The organism is Embleya sp. NPDC005971 (assembly GCF_040629175.1).
In the GTDB taxonomy this organism is placed as follows: Bacteria; Actinomycetota; Actinomycetes; order Streptomycetales; family Streptomycetaceae; genus Embleya.
Genome location: NZ_JBEXUX010000028.1, coordinates 105,466 through 123,196, shown reverse-complemented (window position 1 = coordinate 123,196; position 17,731 = coordinate 105,466). Strand labels below are relative to the sequence as shown.

The 17,731-nt window shown below is 72.0% G+C and carries 14 protein-coding genes and 1 pseudogene; 7 read left to right on the top strand and 8 right to left on the bottom strand.

The features are described from left to right. From ABZ374_RS24600 to ABZ374_RS24590, 3 genes and pseudogenes are all read right to left on the bottom strand, one after another. A pseudogene (locus ABZ374_RS24600) lies at positions 1 to 85 on the bottom strand (proteasome subunit beta); the annotation flags it as partial. Between the two features lie 66 nt (positions 86 to 151). Continuing rightward, positions 152 to 796, bottom strand: coding sequence for a pentapeptide repeat-containing protein (locus ABZ374_RS24595; RefSeq protein WP_360314499.1), 645 nt, complete (start codon positions 794 to 796; stop codon positions 152 to 154). Positions 797 to 869: 73 nt separating this feature from the next. Further along, entirely contained in the window at positions 870 to 1,361 is a 492-nt protein-coding gene (locus tag ABZ374_RS24590) for a hypothetical protein (protein WP_360314497.1), read from the bottom strand. 100 nt (positions 1,362 to 1,461) lie between these two features. Here ABZ374_RS24590 and ABZ374_RS24585 point away from each other — a divergent pair, with 100 nt between their 5' ends. Next, a complete protein-coding gene (locus ABZ374_RS24585; RefSeq protein ID WP_360314495.1) occupies positions 1,462 to 2,205 on the top strand; it encodes a maleylpyruvate isomerase family mycothiol-dependent enzyme in 744 nt (247 codons plus the stop codon). 412 nt (positions 2,206 to 2,617) lie between these two features. Here the strand turns inward: ABZ374_RS24585 and ABZ374_RS24580 are convergent, their stop codons facing one another. Continuing rightward, positions 2,618 to 3,364, bottom strand: coding sequence for a hypothetical protein (locus tag ABZ374_RS24580; RefSeq protein WP_360314493.1), 747 nt, complete (start codon positions 3,362 to 3,364; stop codon positions 2,618 to 2,620). A 385-nt stretch (positions 3,365 to 3,749) separates the two neighbouring features. On the opposite strand from ABZ374_RS24580, the gene ABZ374_RS24575 reads away from it, so the two are divergent. Together ABZ374_RS24575 and ABZ374_RS24570 are read left to right on the top strand one after the other, a co-directional pair. Continuing rightward, positions 3,750 to 4,112, top strand: coding sequence for a YbjQ family protein (locus tag ABZ374_RS24575; protein ID WP_360314491.1), 363 nt, complete (start codon positions 3,750 to 3,752; stop codon positions 4,110 to 4,112). A gap of 221 nt (positions 4,113 to 4,333) precedes the next feature. Continuing rightward, positions 4,334 to 6,523, top strand: a complete 2,190-nt coding sequence (locus tag ABZ374_RS24570) for a hypothetical protein (protein ID WP_360314489.1) — start codon at positions 4,334 to 4,336, stop codon at positions 6,521 to 6,523. A gap of 36 nt (positions 6,524 to 6,559) precedes the next feature. Here the strand turns inward: ABZ374_RS24570 and ABZ374_RS24565 are convergent, their stop codons facing one another. Next, a complete protein-coding gene (locus ABZ374_RS24565; RefSeq protein WP_360314487.1) occupies positions 6,560 to 7,219 on the bottom strand; it encodes a hypothetical protein in 660 nt (219 codons plus the stop codon). 463 nt (positions 7,220 to 7,682) lie between these two features. Between ABZ374_RS24565 and ABZ374_RS24560 the strand changes: the two genes are divergently transcribed. After that, complete coding sequence (locus ABZ374_RS24560) at positions 7,683 to 9,434, top strand: MFS transporter (RefSeq protein ID WP_360314485.1); 1,752 nt, start codon at positions 7,683 to 7,685, stop codon at positions 9,432 to 9,434. Between the two features lie 105 nt (positions 9,435 to 9,539). Here the strand turns inward: ABZ374_RS24560 and ABZ374_RS24555 are convergent, their stop codons facing one another. After that, entirely contained in the window at positions 9,540 to 9,743 is a 204-nt protein-coding gene (locus tag ABZ374_RS24555) for a cold-shock protein (protein WP_020555278.1), read from the bottom strand. A 770-nt stretch (positions 9,744 to 10,513) separates the two neighbouring features. Here ABZ374_RS24555 and ABZ374_RS24550 point away from each other — a divergent pair. Both ABZ374_RS24550 and ABZ374_RS24545 read left to right on the top strand, forming a co-directional pair. Continuing rightward, positions 10,514 to 11,827, top strand: coding sequence for an MFS transporter (locus ABZ374_RS24550; RefSeq protein ID WP_360314483.1), 1,314 nt, complete (start codon positions 10,514 to 10,516; stop codon positions 11,825 to 11,827). A gap of 205 nt (positions 11,828 to 12,032) precedes the next feature. After that, a complete protein-coding gene (locus ABZ374_RS24545; protein WP_360314481.1) occupies positions 12,033 to 13,394 on the top strand; it encodes a VWA domain-containing protein in 1,362 nt (453 codons plus the stop codon). 48 nt (positions 13,395 to 13,442) lie between these two features. On the opposite strand, the gene ABZ374_RS24540 is transcribed toward ABZ374_RS24545, so the two are convergent. Both ABZ374_RS24540 and ABZ374_RS24535 read right to left on the bottom strand, forming a co-directional pair. Then, positions 13,443 to 14,711 (bottom strand): DUF418 domain-containing protein, encoded by a 1,269-nt coding sequence (locus ABZ374_RS24540; protein WP_360314479.1) that lies wholly within the window; start codon positions 14,709 to 14,711, stop codon positions 13,443 to 13,445. A gap of 80 nt (positions 14,712 to 14,791) precedes the next feature. Then, positions 14,792 to 15,577 carry a TVP38/TMEM64 family protein gene (locus ABZ374_RS24535; RefSeq protein ID WP_360314477.1) on the bottom strand — a complete coding sequence of 262 codons (786 nt, stop codon included), beginning with the start codon at positions 15,575 to 15,577 and terminating at the stop codon, positions 14,792 to 14,794. Between the two features lie 285 nt (positions 15,578 to 15,862). On the opposite strand from ABZ374_RS24535, the gene ABZ374_RS24530 reads away from it, so the two are divergent. After that, complete coding sequence (locus ABZ374_RS24530; RefSeq protein WP_360314475.1) at positions 15,863 to 17,647, top strand: glycoside hydrolase family 3 N-terminal domain-containing protein; 1,785 nt, start codon at positions 15,863 to 15,865, stop codon at positions 17,645 to 17,647. Positions 17,648 to 17,731 lie beyond the last annotated feature (84 nt).

Below are 17,731 nucleotides of genomic sequence, written 5' to 3'. Positions count from 1 at the left end.
GGGCGAACAGCGAGCCCGAGCCCACCGAGTGGAAGCCGTGCTCCTCGGATCGGCCACCGGTGATGTCGTAGCTGAAGATCCGCCCGGTCCCGCCGCGTCGCCGCCGGGCCCGGCACCCCGCCGAGCGTGGCAGGTGCCGACCCGGGTGCGGTCAGCGGACCCGCCACCCCATCGTCGTCGCGAGCGTCACGGCCTGTTCCAGGCCGATCGTCGCGCCCTTGAACTCGACCGTCAGCGGGTCGAGCGAGGACAACTCGCTGCCGCGCAGATCGGCGCCGGTCAGCTTGGCACCGTGCAACATCGCGCCGGACAGGTCGCAACCTGTCACGGTCGCCTTCTCCAGCCGCGCGGCGGTCAGGTCCGCCTCGCGCATCCGGACCCCGTCGAAGCCGGCCTGGCGCAGGTCGGCGCCGGGCAGCCCGACGAACGACCAGTCTCCGCCCGAGACCTCGAACAGGGTGTAGGTGCACTGTCGGAACAGGCTGCCGACCAGCTTGCAGTCGGTGAACCGGGTGTCGAAGAACGTGCAGCGCTTGAACGTGCAGTTCGTGAACGCCGCCCCGGTGTGGCGCGACGCGTTGAAGGCGACCCCGGCGAAGGTGCACTCGTCGAAGACCGCGCCCTCGTCGACCACCTCGGTCCAGTCCGTGTCCAGGAACGAGTAGCGCGAGTACTTCGTGGTCTCGGTCAGCGACCTGCCGTACCAGTCCTCGTTCCGGACCACCGATTCCCGGTCGGGGATCGGCGGCTCGGGCGAAACCGGATCGATGTTGGCGCGGGCGGGTCGAATGGCCATCCTTCCATTGAACCCGCCGCCTCCGACATCCGCCCGATCACACCGCCCGTGACGTCGCCCCGGGGCGGTCCCGTCAGGCGGCCCAGTCCGCGTCCACCACGAAGCGAAAGCCCAACGCGTCCAGGAAGGCCCGCAGCAGTTCGTCCGGCGTGCCCTCCGCGCGCAGCGCGCTGTCCAGGGCGGCCTCGTCCGGCGTCAGCCCGGCCTCGCGGGCCCAGCCGACGGCGCGCGGCACCACCCGTTCCGGCGGTGGGCCCAGTTCCGGATCGAGCCCGTACGAGCCGGCTGCGCGCGGCGCCAGGGCGCAGTGCCAGACCTCGCCACCGCGCGGGCTCTGCGCGTCGATCATCGCGAAGTGGCCGGACACCACGTCGGCGGTCAGCACCGGCGCGTCCGTGTCCGCCATCAACGACGGCCCCGGATCCAGCCCGGACTCAAGCAGCAGCACCTGCCAGTCGCCGTCGCGAGCCGACCAGTGCGGTTCGCCGCCGGCCTGCTGGACGGCCGGCAGTTCCAGCAGCGGCCACGCCGATCGAGCGACGACATATACCCCGAAGCTACCCATCGCATCCCAGCATAGGACCCGGCGGGCAGACGTCCCATCCCTGCGGGCCGAGCCACCGACCACCTGTACCCCCTCCGATCCCGCGTGAGAACGTGGGCGGATGGAGATTGCCACACACATCGAGATCCTGCGCGCCGACGGCGAGTTGCTCGCCCGGACGGCGCAGCGGGCCGGTCTGGACGCGCCCGTCCCGAGCTGCCCCGACTGGCGGATCGGGGACCTGCTCGCGCACCTGGGCGGCGTGCATCGCTGGGCCGCGTTCGTCGTCGCATCGGGCAGCCTCACGCGCCCGAGCCGCGAGGATACGGCCGAGTTGTTCCGCGCCCCGAGCGGCGAGGAACTCTTCGACTGGTACCGGACCACACACGCGGATCTGGTGAAGACCCTCACCACGACCGCCCCGAACGCCCCGGCGTGGACCTTCTTCGAGGGTCCGTCCCCACTCGCCTTCTGGGCCCGGCGCCAGGCGCACGAGACCGCCGTGCACCGCGTCGACGCCGAACTCGCGGCCGGCCTGCCGTCCGGCGTGCCCGCGGACTTCGCTGCGGACGGGATCGACGAGTTGTTGGCCGGCTTCCTGTCCCGGCCCGGGCGCAAGCTGGTCGCCGACCCGCCGCTGAGCCTCGCGATCGTCCCCGACGACGACCCGGCCGCCCGGACCATGTGGATCGACCCCGACGGGCGGCGGGTGGAGGCGGGGGCCGGGCCGGCCGATCTCACCGTCTCGGGTCCCGCCGAGAAGCTGTACCTGCTCCTGTGGAATCGGGCCGACGCCACCGGCTGCCGACTCGACGGGGACCCGGAAGTCCTGGTCCGCTGGGGCGAGTTGGCCACGGTGGATTGATTCGGCCCGGTGCTCGGAATTGGTGGGCCTCCGCGGGGCTAGCCTGCCCGCGGAGGCCCGCTGTGCCGCCCGATCGGGCACGCCGGCACGTTTAAGGACCAGGGTCGTCTTGAAAGTCGTCGCGTTCTACCGTTGAACTACCAGGCCACGAGCGGCCCGGGCTGGAATCGAACCAGCAACCGACGACTGGAGCCCCGTCCGGTCGATCCGGCGATAGGCGGCGATGCTGAGTCTGGAGCAAGAGTCTGAGATTGATCGCGGGCTGCCTCTGCCGTATTGGGCCATCCCGGCTCGTGGTGCCGGGAGGAGGGTTCGAACCTCCACCGTTACCCGCGTTCGTCACGACAAGCTTCAGTTTCAGCTTGCGCTTTTCGCGCACCCCACGACCCTCCGGTCGGGGGATTCTCGAATGCTACCCGCCGTGGCCGGTGCCGAGCAGGTAGCCGAAGACGGCGTCACCGATCAGCCGGTCCGTCACTTCGGCGCCGTTGGCCTCCTCGCGGGCGAACTTCACCGCGCGCTGCAACTTCTCGACCCGCTCGCCGAGTTCGTTCACCCGACGGGCGGGCAGCGCGCCGGAGAACTTGACGGTGGTCCAGTAGCCGGCGGCGATGTCCTCGAAGTACATCTCCACCTGGGCCGGGTGGTGTTCGGTCGCCTCGGCCTTGACGTGGTTGCGCGGCACCTTCTTGGTCCGCACGGTACGCACCGGCTCGGTCCGCCAGGAGTCCGTGGAGGGATCCAGCGTCCAGGTCTCGGCGGCGTCCAGGACCGGCAGCTTGCGCACGAAGGTGTGCACGTCGACCAACTGCTTCTCCAGGAAGAGCAGGTACGACACCGGCACGTCGCGCAGCAACGGGGTCCCGTCGACGACCACGTCGGCACGGGCCTCGCAGTTGGCCCAGTCCTTGGTCGCGGTCACGTCGAAGAGACGGGTGAGCACTCCGGTGACGGAACGCAGCATCTCCTCGCCCTTGACCTGGACCCGGGTCGACTCGGGCGGCAGTTGCTCGCCCTCCTCGTCCTTGGGCTGGTAGGTACGCGAGATCCCGGACAACAACGCGCCCTTCTGGACCCGCTGATGGGCGTCCGTCAACTCCTGGAAGGACTTGGTCTTGACGCCCTTCTCCACCGCGATGATCTGGTTCAATTTCGCCACGCCGCGACGCTAGCAGGGGAACGTACGTACGGGACAAAGGTTTTCGTCCGCGCCGAACGGCTCCGACCGGGCCCGAGCGGTGCGCCGGCGCGAGTGGGCGGTCGGCGCGAGCGGCGGCCCGGCGCACGTGGCAGTCGGCGGGAGTGGCAGTCGGCGCCACTGGCACCGGGCGCGAGCGGCGGCCCGGCGCGGCGGCGACCGGGCACCGCAGGCGGCCCGGCGCGGCGGCCGCCCACGCAGCCGCCCGTCCATCCAACCGGTGATATACGTGTGGAACGGCTCCGCCGCGGCCGTCCAGACCGGTCGTGCGGGCACGACCGCGACGGTTCTCCCTTCCTCGATGCCCGATTCCCCGGTTCCCCGTTCCCCAGCTTTCGGAGACGACATGAGCGACCTCGACGCCTACGGCGGCGCACCCGACCACCCCGACGTACTCGTGGTCACCACCAACGACGTGCCGGGGTATCGCGTGGAACGGGTGATCGGCGAGGTGTTCGGCCTCACCGTGCGCTCCCGCAACATCGGCAGCCAACTCGGCGCGGGCCTCAAGTCGATGGTCGGCGGCGAACTGCGCGGCCTCACCAAGACCCTGGTGCAGAGCCGCAACGAGGCCGCCGAACGCCTCGTGGAACAGGCGCGCGGCCGGGGCGGCAACGCAATTCTGGCGATGCGCTACGACGTCACCGAGGCGGGCAACGGAACGGAGATCTGCGCGTACGGCACGGCCGTGGTGCTGGTACCGGCGTAACCCGGCCGGGGCAAAGCCGCTCCTCCCGGCCCTCGGCTCCGCCCCGCCGCGCCCCCGCACACGCCCCCGGGCCCCGCGCGCCCCCGTGCGCCCCGTTGTGAGCTCGTGTGCCGAGCGGTCCACCGGCCAACCGGTCCGATATGTCGACCATGGCCGGTCGATACCCCTAACCTTCAGATGCGGGGTGGTCCACCCGAATGGGCTCGGCCGGGGAGGCACACATGACCGAACGTGGTGGGCGGGTCATCCGAATCCCGTCGGAGCGCGGGCAGTTGCTGCTGGTGGAGGGTGGTAGATCCGGCGGGCGGGGACGACAGTCGGACAACGGGAGCAACCTGGTCGCGATGTCGGCCCTGACACCTCATCAGCTCTTTCCGGACGCCGCCGCCGACGTGGTGCAGTTGCCGGACGCGGTGCAGCCGCACGCGGTCCGGGCCTACCTTCAGGCCGCCGGCTCGGTGGACGGACCGGTGATCGTCTACCTGACCGGGCGCCTCCTGTTCGATCGCAGACGCCGCGAACTGCACCTGGGCCTGCGAGATTCGACGCCCGGCTCGGTGCGCTACGACGGGCTTCCGTGGTCCTGGGTGGTCGAGCTGCTGGGTCCTCGGCCGGCCGAGAACACCCTGGTGATCTGCGATCTGACGGCGGGGCGGGAGTCCTGGGAGGCGGCCCGCGAACGGGCGCACGAATTGTGCCGGGGCATCCCGCTGTGGGGCGTGCTGAACCCGCCGGACGTCAAGGGTCCGCCGCATCCGTTCACCCGGGCACTGGTGACCGCGCTCGCGCAGGGCTTTCCCGAGTTGCCCGACCCGGTACCGGCCGAGGAGATCCATCCGCTGCTCGCCGAGCGGGCCCGACTGGCCCCGGACACCATCGAATTCGCGCCGTCCGCCGGCTCGCTGGCGCTGGCCAACTGCTCCCCCGAGGCCCGCCCGCCGACCCTGCGCACGGCCGTTCGGCGGCTCAAGGCGGTCACCCCGCGCGGCAACGGCGCCACCGGGACCGGAATCTCGGCGCTGTCCGCGGTGCCCCCCAACGGCATGACCCCGGCGCAGCGCTCGGGGCTGCGCGGGTCCGGCGTGGTCGGCGGCGGGGCCGACCCCGAGCCCCCCGAGCGGCGCCCGACGCCCGACGCCCCACGTACCGAACCCGAGGCCCACCCGCCAGCCCGCCCCCGCGACGAAGCCGGCGTCGGCCGACGCGCCTTGGGCCTGGTCCGTTCCGTACTCACCTCCGGGCCGGACGACGAGCCCGAAGTGCCCGGTACCAGCCTGCGCGAGGCCCTCCGGGCCGGCGCCGCCCGGCCGGGCAGCCTGCCGACCCCGCCCGCCCGCAAGGACGGCACACCGTCGGCGACCGGTCGTGGCGGCGCCCCGGCCGGGCGAGGCAAGCCGCGCCCGGCCACCAAGTCCGTGCTGATCGACCGCGAACCGGAGTTCCCCGGGCCGACGGACCGCCGCGCCGACCCTGCCGCGCCCAAAGCGGCGACCCGCCCGACGAACCGCCTCGCCGCCCGCACCACGACCGGGGCCGAACCCGATCGCCGGCCGGCCGGCGCCGCGCCGCGCCCGCACCCCGAGCCGCCGCCCCCGCCGCTGCCGCCGCGGATAACCGTGCGGATCCAGACGAGCGACGCGAGTGCGCTGACCCCCACTCCCGCGCGTCGTCCGCCGACCACGAGTCCCACCCAACTGCCGCCGGCTCTCGCGCCGAACCGAGGGATCGGCCCGGGCCGGCCGATGTCGATGCCGGTGCGCGGCCGGGCCGTGCCGCCCGCCCCCGCCCGGCGGGCGTTGTCGCAGGGCGCGTCGGCGGCGGGCGCGTTGATCCGCCCGGCGGACGTACTGCCCACGTACTGGAACGAATTGGCCGCCATCCGGCACGCGGCGGACACCGGGCGCGGCATGGAGGCGTGGCAGAAGGCCGCCGAACTCGGCATGCACATGGAGAGGTTGGTCGGACCGGCCCACCCCGGAACGCTGGACGCCCAGGCCATGTTGGCGTTCGTGAGCGCCGGACTCGGCCGGGTCGCGGACGCGGTACTGATCTACTGCCAGGTCGCCGAGCGCGGCGCCGAGGCGGTCGGCCCGCACCACCCGAGTACGATCGCCGCCGCCGACAACGCGCTCAAGGTATGGCTGCGGGTCCCGGACGCCCAGGAGTCGGTACGGCTGGGACCCGCCGTCGTGGCGATGCGCGAACGGGTGCCGGGCCCGGCGAATCGGGGTCTGGAAACCGCCCGGGCGCACCTGACCCGGATGCGGTTCATTCTCGACCCGAGCACGGCGGAACCCCGCCCACGGCCCGAGCACCGACCCGAGGCCGGCTCCGATCCCGATCCGGATCCCGCCCGCCGACCGACCCAGGTCCGCGGCGCCCCGGTCCGCCGCCGACACGCGAAGACCTGAGCCGGCACCCGGAGTTCGCCCAGCCCCGCACCCGCCTCAGCACGATCCGTCGCGCCCACCACCCGAGTCCCCCGGGTCACCCGAGCCGCCCGATTCCCCGGACTCCCCCGGACTGCCCTCGCCCTCCCCCTCCGCCGCCGAGCCACCCGGCGGAGCAACCGGACGCGGCCCCACCGCCCCGACCCGAAACGGCCCGTCCGGACCCTCCCAGGCCGCCACGCCCTCCCCACGCACGATCACGTCGTGCCCACCCGCTCCCGCACGGCAACAGCCGCCCGCGCCCGGCCCACCGTCCCCCGTCCCGTCCCCGGCCGTCCCGATCCGCCGCGCGTCCGCGTACCACCGGTCGATCGACCGGGCGAAGTCCGGATCCCGTTCGGCCCGCAGCGACAGTGCGCCGGCCAGCGCGTAGGCCCGGGTGTAGGCCCGCAGCCCACCCGGCGTCTCGTGCCCGAGCAGGGTCAACTCCAACTCGCCCGTGGGTATCGGCGCCGGGCGACGCGGTACGGACGCCCCGGCCGCACGCGGCGACCCCGCCGCCGGCGGTATCGCGCCCGGCTCGCCCTCGGGCCGCTCCGCCTCGGGCGGCAGCGGGGTCCGCACCAGTTCCACGAGGCGCGTCCAGGCCAGACGGCCGGCGTCGCCGCCGGCTCCCGCGGCAAGCCCGCTCAGCAGGTCCACCGAGATCGATTCCACGCGATACCCCTTGCATCGGGCGATAACGGTGGGTCCACGGTAGAACGCGACGGCACCCACGCGGGCCCGAACCGGGTGCGCAAGTGTTTCCCAATCGATCTCCGGATTTCGGCAACAACGACCGTCGCCGGGATCCGACCGTCGCCTTTCCCGGAAATCGCCCGCCCGGACTCGCGGGCCGGCACGGACCGCGCCGGTCGGGTCTTTGCGGAACGGCCTTGACCGGCCCGCGCGTTCGACCGCCCGCATCCGCCCAGGTACAGCCATTGCCCGCGATCGAAATCGAAACCCGTTCCATTTCTTGGCGTTCGCTCTGGTAGCGCGCTACCGGCCGGTACTAAGGTCACTCCACGCGTGGGCCCGGGGGGTCGTCCCTTCCCCCCGGTCCGACGTATTTCGCACGGCCGTGTTTCCCCAACACCCCCCTGTACCTCGATAGACCCACGCTCGTCGAGGAGGCCGCATGTCTTCCACCACGTCCCCACCGGGCCCACCGGCCGCGAGCGATCCCGAGCCTTCGCCGGCGGCGCCTCCCGGCCCGTTGCCCGCATTGCTCCGCAGCCTGTGGCACCGCCGATTGGACCGCTACCCGACCAACGGCGCGCGGATCTTCTACCTGTCCATCGTGGTCATCGGCTCGGTGATCCTCTACTACGAGCTGTACATCCAGTACGCGGTCTCCACGCTGCTGATGCACGAGTACGGCATGACCTTCATGTACGCGACGATGATCTCGGTCGTCGGCAACGCGGTCGGCGCGTTCGCCTCGCTGCTGGCCGGCCTCGCCGACCGGTGGGGTCGAGCCAACCTGGTCGTGTACGGCCTGGCGCTGACCGGCGTGCTCGTGCTGTTCGCGTTGCCCAACGCGCAGAGCAAGGGCTGGTTCCTGTTCTTCATGGCGCTGGTCAACATCGTCGAGGGCATGGCCCTGGTCGCCACGCCCGCGCTGATCCGCGACTTCTCGCCGCAGGTGGGTCGAGCGGGCGCGATGGGCTTCTGGACGCTGGGGCCGATCGTCGGCAGCCTGGTGGTCACCACGGTCAGCAGCAACACGCTGGACACCAGCAGTTGGCAGGACGAGTTCCGGTACGCGGGCATCGCCGGCCTGGTCGTGTTCGTGATCGCGCTGTTCGGGCTGCGCGAGTTGTCCCCGGCGCTGCGCGATCAACTCATGGTCTCGCTGCGGGACAAGGCGCTGATCGAGGCCAGGGCCCGCGGCCTGGACGTGGAGGCCGCGCAGAAGAGCCACTGGCGGCAGATGATGCGGCTGGACATCCTCGCGCCCGCGCTCGGGATCAGCCTGCACCTGATGTTCTACTACACGGTCGTCGGCAACCTGGTCGTCTACTACTCGACCGTCTACGGCTACTCCGAACAGCGCACCAACGCGCTCGCCAACTGGTACTGGGGCGCCAACGCGATCGCCCTCGTCGTGGTCGGCATCGCCTCCGACCTGACCCGGGTGCGCAAGCCGTTCATGATCGTGGGCGGCGTCGGCACGGTGGTGTTCACGTTCCTGTTCGCGCTGACCACCGACAAGCCGGACACGGACTACTACACGTTCGCGTGGCTCCTGGTCGGCATCGGCGTGTGCAGCGGACTGACCTACGCGCCGTGGATGGCCGGGTACACCGAGACCGTCGAGAAGCACAACCCCGCGGCCACCGCGACCGGGTTGGCGGTGTGGGGCTGGATCATTCGGATCGTGGTGTCGGTGTCGGCGGTGTTCACGCCGGTGATCGTCACGTCGGCGACGCCGCTGGTGAACCACGGCGAGGAGGTGGTCGCGGCGCAGGCGGACGCGGGTCCCGCGCTGGAGTTGGTGCAAAAGGATCCGGAGCTGTTCATCCGAATGTCCCGGTTCCCCGACCGCGCGTCGATCCCGGTCGAGTTGCAGATCAAGGCGTTGCAACTGGCCGGCGGTGACCTGGCCAAGCTGAATCTGGTCGAACAGAAGCAAAAGTCGCTGGGGGTCCTGATCGACCACGGCGAGGAGGTACAGAAGGCCAAGGATCGCGCGAGCGACGAGTGGATGCGCTGGTGGTGGCTGACCCTGGCGTGTCAGGCGCTGTTCATCCCGTGCGTGTTCGTGATGGCCGGCCGCTGGAGTCCGCGCAAGGCGCGGGAGGACGAGCAGGCACACGCGCGTCGGGTCGAGGAGGAGCTGGCGGCGCTCGGCGCGGAGGGCTCACCGGGCCTGGCGAAGACGACCTGACCCGCCGTCCCGGACGTACCGCGGCAGGAACGCCGTCCGGAAAACGCCGAGGGCCGGCGCCGCACAAGTGCGGCACCGGCCCTCGGTCGTGCTGATCGGTGAAGATCAGAGGCGGTTGATGTTCTCCGCCTGGAGGCCCTTCTGGCCCTGCACGACGTCGAATTCGACGGCTTCGCCCTCGACGAGCTCACGGTAGCCGTTGCCCTGAATCGCGGAGAAGTGGGCGAAGACGTCGTCGCCGCCACCGTCCTGCGCGATGAAGCCGAAGCCCTTTTCCGAGTTGAACCACTTCACGGTTCCGGTAGCCATATTTTTCTCCCTACATGTGGGCCGATGAACGAATCCACACTTCGTGAATCCGGGCGTCGCCGCGTTTTTCGCCCTCATTTCGGAAGCTACCGAAATGCAAAATGCACCTGTAGTGAACAGCTCTACAGGCGCACTCAGAAGATGATGCGAACCACAACTGCAACAGGCTTCAGACTAACACAGGATGGGAGCGAGATCGAGTCCTGCTGCAAAACGGCCGTGTCCGACCGCTTCGGGCCGCCCTCTGCCCGCCCGATGGCCGGGTCCTGATCGGCACCGCGTCGAGATGCCCGATGCGGGTGACTCGCGCGCCACACCCACCTGTGACGGATTCCAAACCAATGAACCTGGACATCGCGCCGCCCAGGATGCCACTCTGAGCGCGCCGAGCCGGCCGCGTCCGCGCGTACGGGCTTGTCGTACCCCGGGCGGGTCGCGTCGGACGCCGACCTCACCGGGCCTCGCAGACCCTCCCTCGCCCCGCCTTCCTGCCAGGACGCCCGTGTAACACCCCCCTTCCGCCTCGGCCGCCCGCTGCGGCCCCCGCGACCGTGCCCTTCGCCGCCGGTCGCCCCACGCGCGGCTCGTACGTCCTTCCTCGGGCACGTCCGCGCGCGCACCCAGAGCACCCCGCCGCGCCGAAGCGCCCCGTTCGTCCCCACGACGGGCCCTCGGCCGGCCGCGCTCCCCTGCCTCGCCGCGCTCGCCGGCCCGCCTCGTGGCGGCGCCCGCGCCTGCCGCCGGCGGCCCGTTCGGAAACCGAGCTTCACGTGTTCGTCTTCACCCTGCCCGCGCGCGCCCGCGCGGCCCGGTCCGGCTCCGCCGTCGCGGCCATCTCGATCCTGGCCTCGGCCGGCTTCCTGATGGCCAACCTGCTGCCCGCCTTCCTCGACGCCGTCCGCACCGGCCTGGGCCTGTCCGGCACCGCCGCCGGCGCGATCGGCACCGCCGCCCTGCTCGGCTCCGCGCTCGCGGGTGCGGCCGTCACCCGCGCGGCGGGCGGCACGGGGCGCCTACGACAGGCCCGGATCGGGCTGCTCCTGATGGTCGGCGGCTTCGCCCTCGCGGCGATCACCGGCAATACGTGGCTCGCCGTCGCTGGCGCGATCGTCGGCGGCGCGGGCAGCGGGATGGCGCTGACCGTGGCCACGGCCGCGATGGCCGGCACCCGTGATCCGGGCCGGACGTCCGGCATCGCGATGTTGGTGGTGGCGCTGTCCGGGACCGGGCTGTACGCCCTGGTGCCGCTGCTCGGTGGTGGTCGACTCGCCACCGTGGGATTGATGGCGACGGTCGGTCTGGGCGCGTTGCCGATGGTGCGTCATCTGCCGGCGGCGGCTCCGGCCGATGCTTCGGCGGCGGTCGGGCCGGCGCCCCATCGGCGCGCCGGGTTGTTGTTGACCACCGCGTTCGGGGTGCGGTCGGTGGCGATGAACGCGCTGTGGGCGATCGCCTCCGGGGTGGGCACCGATCGGGTGGGGCTGTCCGCGAAGACGGTGAGCGTGTTGTGCGCCGGGTGCCTGTTGGCCGGGGTGCTCGGGGTCGTGGTGGCCACGTGGACGGGGCGGGGTCGGACCAAGACCGTCCCGCTGATCACGGCGGTGGCCGCGGGGGCGATGGCGGTGTTGGCAGTGACCTGCGCGCCGCGTGGCGGGCTGGTGCTGTACGCGGTGGGGCTGCTCGGCTGGAACGCCTCCTGCCAGGCGGTCACCACCTACGTCCTGGGCGTGGCCGGCACGCTGGACGAGCGCGGCCGGTGGAGCGGGCCGGCCATGTCGGCCAACACCTTCGGCGCCGCCTGCGGCCCGATCGTCGGCCTGACCGCCCTCGGCGCGTTCGGCGCACCCGCCACCGGCGCCCTGATCGCCGTCACCGCCGCCCTGTGCATCGTCCCCCTCGCCCACGCCGCCCACACCGCGAGCACCCTCGCCGGCCGGGCGCCACGAACCGTCCCCGTCGTCATCTTGGCCCCAAGGCGGCCGAGCCCCATCACGACCATGCCGCTCACCCTCGCGGCGACCACCACCGACGCGCGGCCGGTCGCGGTGCCGGACGAGCGGGCACCGGCACTCACCGGCGCCTGACCGCGCGGCACGGTCGCGGACACGGGCACACCCGGCGGCGGGCACGGCACGCCCGGGCCCCATGCGCCCGCGCGCACCGGGGCCCGCCCCGACCGCGCCGAAGACACCGACGAGACCCGCTCGTTCGTGCGTGCGAAGCCTGGTCCCGGCGGCCGGGCCGGGCGCCCGCCCACCTTCGTTGCCCGAGAAGGGCAAGATGGGCGGCATGGCGAAGATAAGCAAGGGCGGGAACACTCCGGTACCGACTGCCGAGCTTCGGGCGGTCCTGACCTGGCGCGCGGCGGGTGCCCCCGACGTGGACGCCTCGGCGCTGCTGCTGAACGCCGCCGGGAAGGTGCGCACGGAGGCGGATTTCGTCTTCTACAACCAGCCCTCGGACGCCGCCGGCGCGGTCCGGCACGACGGTAAGCGGCCCGCCGCCGACGGCTTCGTCACCGACACGATCCGGGTGAACCTGGCCGCGATGCCGGCGGACGTCGAGCGGGTGGTGATCGGCGCGTCCGCCGACGGCGGCACGTTCGGGCAGGTGCCGGGGCTGGCCCTGCACGTGGTGTCCGCGCAGGGCGGTCCGATCGCCGAATTCGACATCGACGAGGCGTCCACCGAGACGGCGTTCCTGTTCGGCGAGTTCTATCTGCGCGGCGGGGCCTGGAAGTTCCGCGCGGTCGGCCAGGGGTACGCGTCCGGGCTGACCGGCCTGGCCACCGACTTCGGCATCGAGGTCGCCGCCGACGACGCGCCGAGCGCGGCAAGCACGCCGAGCGCCCCGAGCGCGCCGGCGCCCGCCAGGCCGAGCACGCCGCCGCCCGCGGCACCCGCGGTCAGCCTGAAGAAGCAGAATCTGGTCGACATGGAGAAGCGGCTCGCCCGGGAGGGGCACCCGCAGTTGCTCAACCTGACCAAGCAGGCCGCCGTGAGCCTGGAGAAGCGCGGCCTCGGCGAGCACACCGCGCGGGTCGCCCTGTGCCTGGACATCTCGTACTCGATGCAGTCGCTGTTCAAGCGCGGCAAGGTGCAGGCGCTCGCGGAGCGGGTGCTCTCGCTCGGCCTGCGCTTCGACGACAACGCGGCCGTGGACGTATTCCTGTTCGGCTCCCGCGGCCACGCGATCGGCCAACTCGGGCTGGGCGAGTACCAGGGCTGGGCCGAGCGGATCCGCAAGAACCCGGGGCTGGAGGGCTCGACCGACTACGCCGGCGCCATGCGGCTGGTCCGCGAGCACTACTTCGGCGGCAGCGGGCCGCGGCACCAGCCGCTCGCCAACGACCTGCCCGTCTACGTCATGTTCATCACCGACGGCCAGACCACCTCCCGCGATGCGACGCGCGAGCAGATGACCTACTCCAGCTTCGAGCCGATCTTCTGGCAGTTCATGGGGCTCGGTCGGCCGGGCGGCTTCTCGTTCCTGGAGGAGTTGGACGACCTGACCGGCCGTTACCTCGACAACGCCGACTTCTTCTCGGTGCAGGATCCGGCGAACGTCCCGGACGGACAGCTCTACGAGATGATGACGAACGAGTACCCCGGCTGGCTCGCCCGCGCGAGGGCCCAGGGGTTGCTGGGCTGACCGGGGCCGCGGCCCGATACCCCGGGCATCGCCGATCCGAGCCGGGTACTACCGATCCGACTCGTGCACCATCGAGCCCGCCGAGGTCGGCCCACCCCCCTGCGGCCGGGTCGACTCGGCCGGCCGGGTCGACCCGCGCACCCAGCGGGCGGGGAACGCGGAGAGCACGTGCAGGGCCGCCTCCATCGGGCCCTTGCGCAACACGTGCCGCCAGATCCAGCACAACAGCAGCGCGGTGACGGCGAAGCCGAGCAGCCGCTTCCAGCTCTGCGCGGCGTCGAGCGGGAACCAGCGCTCGATCACGATCAGGTGGGCGGTGTACACGGTGAGCGCCATCGCCCCGACGCAGATCAGCGGGTCGAGCACGATCCGGCCGATCCAGGCGCGGCAGGCCAGCAGGGTCAGGCCGAGCAGGGCCAGGGCCACGCCGATCGCGCCGACGATCTCGAACGGCGTGCCGGTGTGGCCCTCGGCGACGGTCAACCACGCGGGATCGGACACCGGGACCGAGCCGACCCGGCTGTGGATCAGGTCGAACACGCCGGACGGCTCCGCGTCGCGGGCGAGTCGGTCGCCGGTGAACACCTCGACCACGAGCCAGGACCCGCCGTACCCGAGCACGGCCAGCCCGGTACCGATCCCGACGAACGCGCGCTGGACCCGCAGGTCGGCAAGTCGCAGCCGGCCGACCGCCATCCCGGCGAAGACGAACGGCAGCCAGGTGATCGCCGGGTAGCTGCCGGTCAGGAACAGCGTCTCGAACAGGTGACCCGGGCCCTGCCAGTCGTCGAAGCCGGGTGCCGCGTAGCGAACGTCGCCGGTGCCGCCGCTCCTGCGCAGCAGGTACGAGGCGATCGGCCCGAGCAGGGCCCAGCCCGCCGCGAGCAGCACCAGCGCGCGGGTGGTCAGCCACAGCGCGGGCCAGGCGAGCAGGAAGTAGAGGCCGTAGAAGGCGAGGATGACCAGCACGCCGGTGTCCAGATCGGCCAGCCACATGCCGAGCGGGATCAACAACACGGCCCTGATCAGCACCCGGACCACGACGGCCGAGGTGCGCCGACTGCGACCGCGCAGCGGTGCCCGGCCGGACATCAGCACCAGCGAGACGCCGGCCAGGAACGCGAACAGCGCGGAGGCACGGCCGGAGACGCCCTGAACCAGGGTGTCCACGCCGCCGTCGTAGGGGTCGGGGCCGACGTGTGAGGCGAACATGCCCAGGATGGCGAGGGCGCGGGCGACGTCCACGCCGACGATCCGTGCCCGCGTGCTTGCCGGCTGCTCCACCCGCTCCCCGTGCTCCCCCACTTCGGCCCGCATGCGTCCAGATTAGGCGGGTCCTCGAACTCCCGTCGGACCCGCCGGGTGCCGGCGGCCTTGACCTGCGGGCGGCCGGTGGTCTATTCGCCCGTGTCCCGGGCCCGCGGGGCGTCCGACACCTGCGGGGCGACGGGCGAGCGCGGTGCGGCGGACGACTTCGGGGCGGGCGCGGCCTGTGGCGCGACCGACGGCCGGGGCGTCTCCGACCCCTGTGCGGGCACCGGCGCCGCCGACTCGCCCGGCGCCGAATCCGCCGGCTCGCCGCGCCGGCGCACCGCGACCATGCCCAGTGCGAGCGCGACGCAGCCGACGAACACGCTGACCACGACCGGCGTGGACAGGCCGCTGCGTACCGAGGCTCCCGCCGCGCACTGGACCATCGTCATCGGCAACATGCCCAGCGCGGTGCCGAGCAGGAAGTGGCCGGTGCGGATCCTGGTCGCCGCCGCGCCGTAGCTGACCACCGAGGAGGGGATCACCGGGATCATCCGCAGGATCGTGATCGGCACCAGGCCGTCTCGGGAGAGTCGGCGATCGAGCACGGCCAGCGCCTCACGCTTGTGCAGCCAGCCGCCGATCCGCTCCCGGCCCAGCCGGCGGCCCAGGTAGAGGCTGATCAGCGCGCCCAGGGTGGCTCCGACCAGGGTCACCACCGTGCCGCCGATCGCGCCGAACAGTGCACCCGCGATCGGCGCGAACAACGACTTGGGGACGAGCGCGGCCACGCTCAGCGCGCAGACCACGGTGAAGATCGCCACCGAGACCGGGAGCGGCCAGTGCGTCCACGCGCCGTGGTCGAGGAAATCCCGCAGCGAGTCGAGCAAGCCCCGCACGGTGTCCAACCTGCGTCCGCCCCTCGTACCCATGTGTGTATGCGCCCGATGCGCCGATGGGCCGGACCCCATAGGTGGGTGATCCGCTTCGCATCGTCGGCCACGCCGTCACGGCGACACGCCCGCGACCACGCCGTGCCCCCGGCGCGCATTCGGCCCATTGTACGGAGCGTTCGCGCTCCCCCGTGCGGGCCGGCCGGCGGCGGAACGACCACGAGGTGAACAAACGACTTCGAAGTCGCACGCCGATCGCGCCGGCGCCGAAGGGTCGCCTCGTGTTAGAAAACCTACTGACCACTAGGTTTTTACGGAGGATCCATGACCGAGATCACCGCGCGCAGCCGGTTCCGCGCCGCGACCTGCCCCTACGAGGACGCATCGTTGTCGATCGAGGAACGGGTCGCGGACCTGCTCGGCCGGATGACGGTCGAGGAGAAGGCCGGTCTGATGTTCCAGACCATCGCGGTCATGGGCCCCGAGGGCACGCTGCCGGACGACAAGGATTTGTTGCCGTTCGACTTCACCGTGCGGGAGATGATCGCCGAAAAAGGGATGAACCACTTCAACCTGGTCGGCGGCGGTCGGCCCGAGCACATCGCGCAGTGGCACAACCGGATCCAGGAGCTGGCGCTGGAGACCCGGCTGGGCATCCCGATCACGCTCTCCACCGACCCCCGGCACCACTTCACCGACAACCCCGGCACCGCCGCGTACGCCGAGGGCTTCTCGCAATATCCCGAGACGCTCGGCTTGGCCGCGATCGGCGACGAGGAGTCGGTCCGCGAGTTCGCCGACCTGATGCGCCGTGAATACCTCGCGGTCGGCATCCGGCTCGCGCTGCACCCGCAGATCGACCTCGCCACCGAACCGCGCTGGTCGCGGATCAGCGGCACCTTCGGCGAGGACGCCGAGCTGACCGGCAAGCTGGTGGCCGCCTACATCCGCGGCGCGCAGGGCGAGACGCTGAACACCGAGTCGGTGGCCTGCATGACCAAGCACTTCCCCGGTGGCGGCCCGCAGCTCGACGGCGAGGACCCGCACTTCGCGTACGGACGCGAGCAGGTCTATCCCGGCGACAACTTCGACTACCACCTGGAGCCGTTCAAGAAGGCGCTCGCGGCCGGGACCTCGCAGATGATGCCCTACTACGGCATGCCGATCGACACCGAGCACGAGGCCGTCGCGTTCGGCTTCAACAAGGGCGTCATCACCGGCCTGTTGCGCGAACGGTTGGGCTTCGACGGCATCGTGTGCACCGACTGGGGCCTGATCTCCGACGCGAACATCATGGGCCGGCCCATGCCCGCGCGGGCCTGGGGGGTCGAGGACCTGTCCGTGCCGGATCGGGTGTCGCGGGTGATCGAGGCGGGCTGCGACCAGTTCGGCGGCGAGCACATCCCCGAGCAGGTCGTCGCGCTGGTGCGGGCGGGTCGGCTCACCGAGGAGCGGTTGGACCTGTCGGTCCGGCGTCTGCTCCGGGAGAAGTTCGTCCTGGGTCTGTTCGACCACCCGTTCGTGGACCCGGCCGCCGCCGTCGAGCTGGTCGGCACGGACGCCGGCATCGCAGCCGGGCTGCGCGCGCAGAGCAGGTCGGTCACGGTGCTCAAGAACGAGTCGGTGCTGCCGCTGGGCAAGGGCACGCGCGTCCACGTCCGGGGCATCGACCCCGAGGTGGCCGCCCGATACGGCACGGTGGTGGCCACTCCCGAGGAGGCGGACGTCGCGATCGTGCGGATCAAGACCCCGTTCGAGCCTCGTGAGGGCGCCTTCGAGCAGTTCTTCCACGCGGGTTCGCTGGAGTTCCCCGAGGCCGAGCTGACCCCGATCCTGGACCTGTGCGCGACGGTGCCCACCGTGGTGGACATCTACCTGGAACGCCCGGCGGTGATCCCGGAGATCGCCGCCGGGTCGGCCGCGCTCGTGGCGAACTACGGCTGCGCCGACGCGCCGTTGCTGGACGCGCTGTTCGGTCGGGTGCGGCCCGAGGGCAGGTTGCCGTTCGAGCTGCCGCGCTCGATGGCCGACGTGCGCGCCCAGCGCTCGGACGTGCCGCAGGACGGCACCGACCCGGTGTTCGGGTTCGGGCACGGCCTGACCTACTGAGCACTCGTCGCGCGCACCGCGGCCATTACCCCCAACGGGTATCGGCCCCGGTGCGCCGGCGGCGCGGTGCGCACCCGTGGTGGG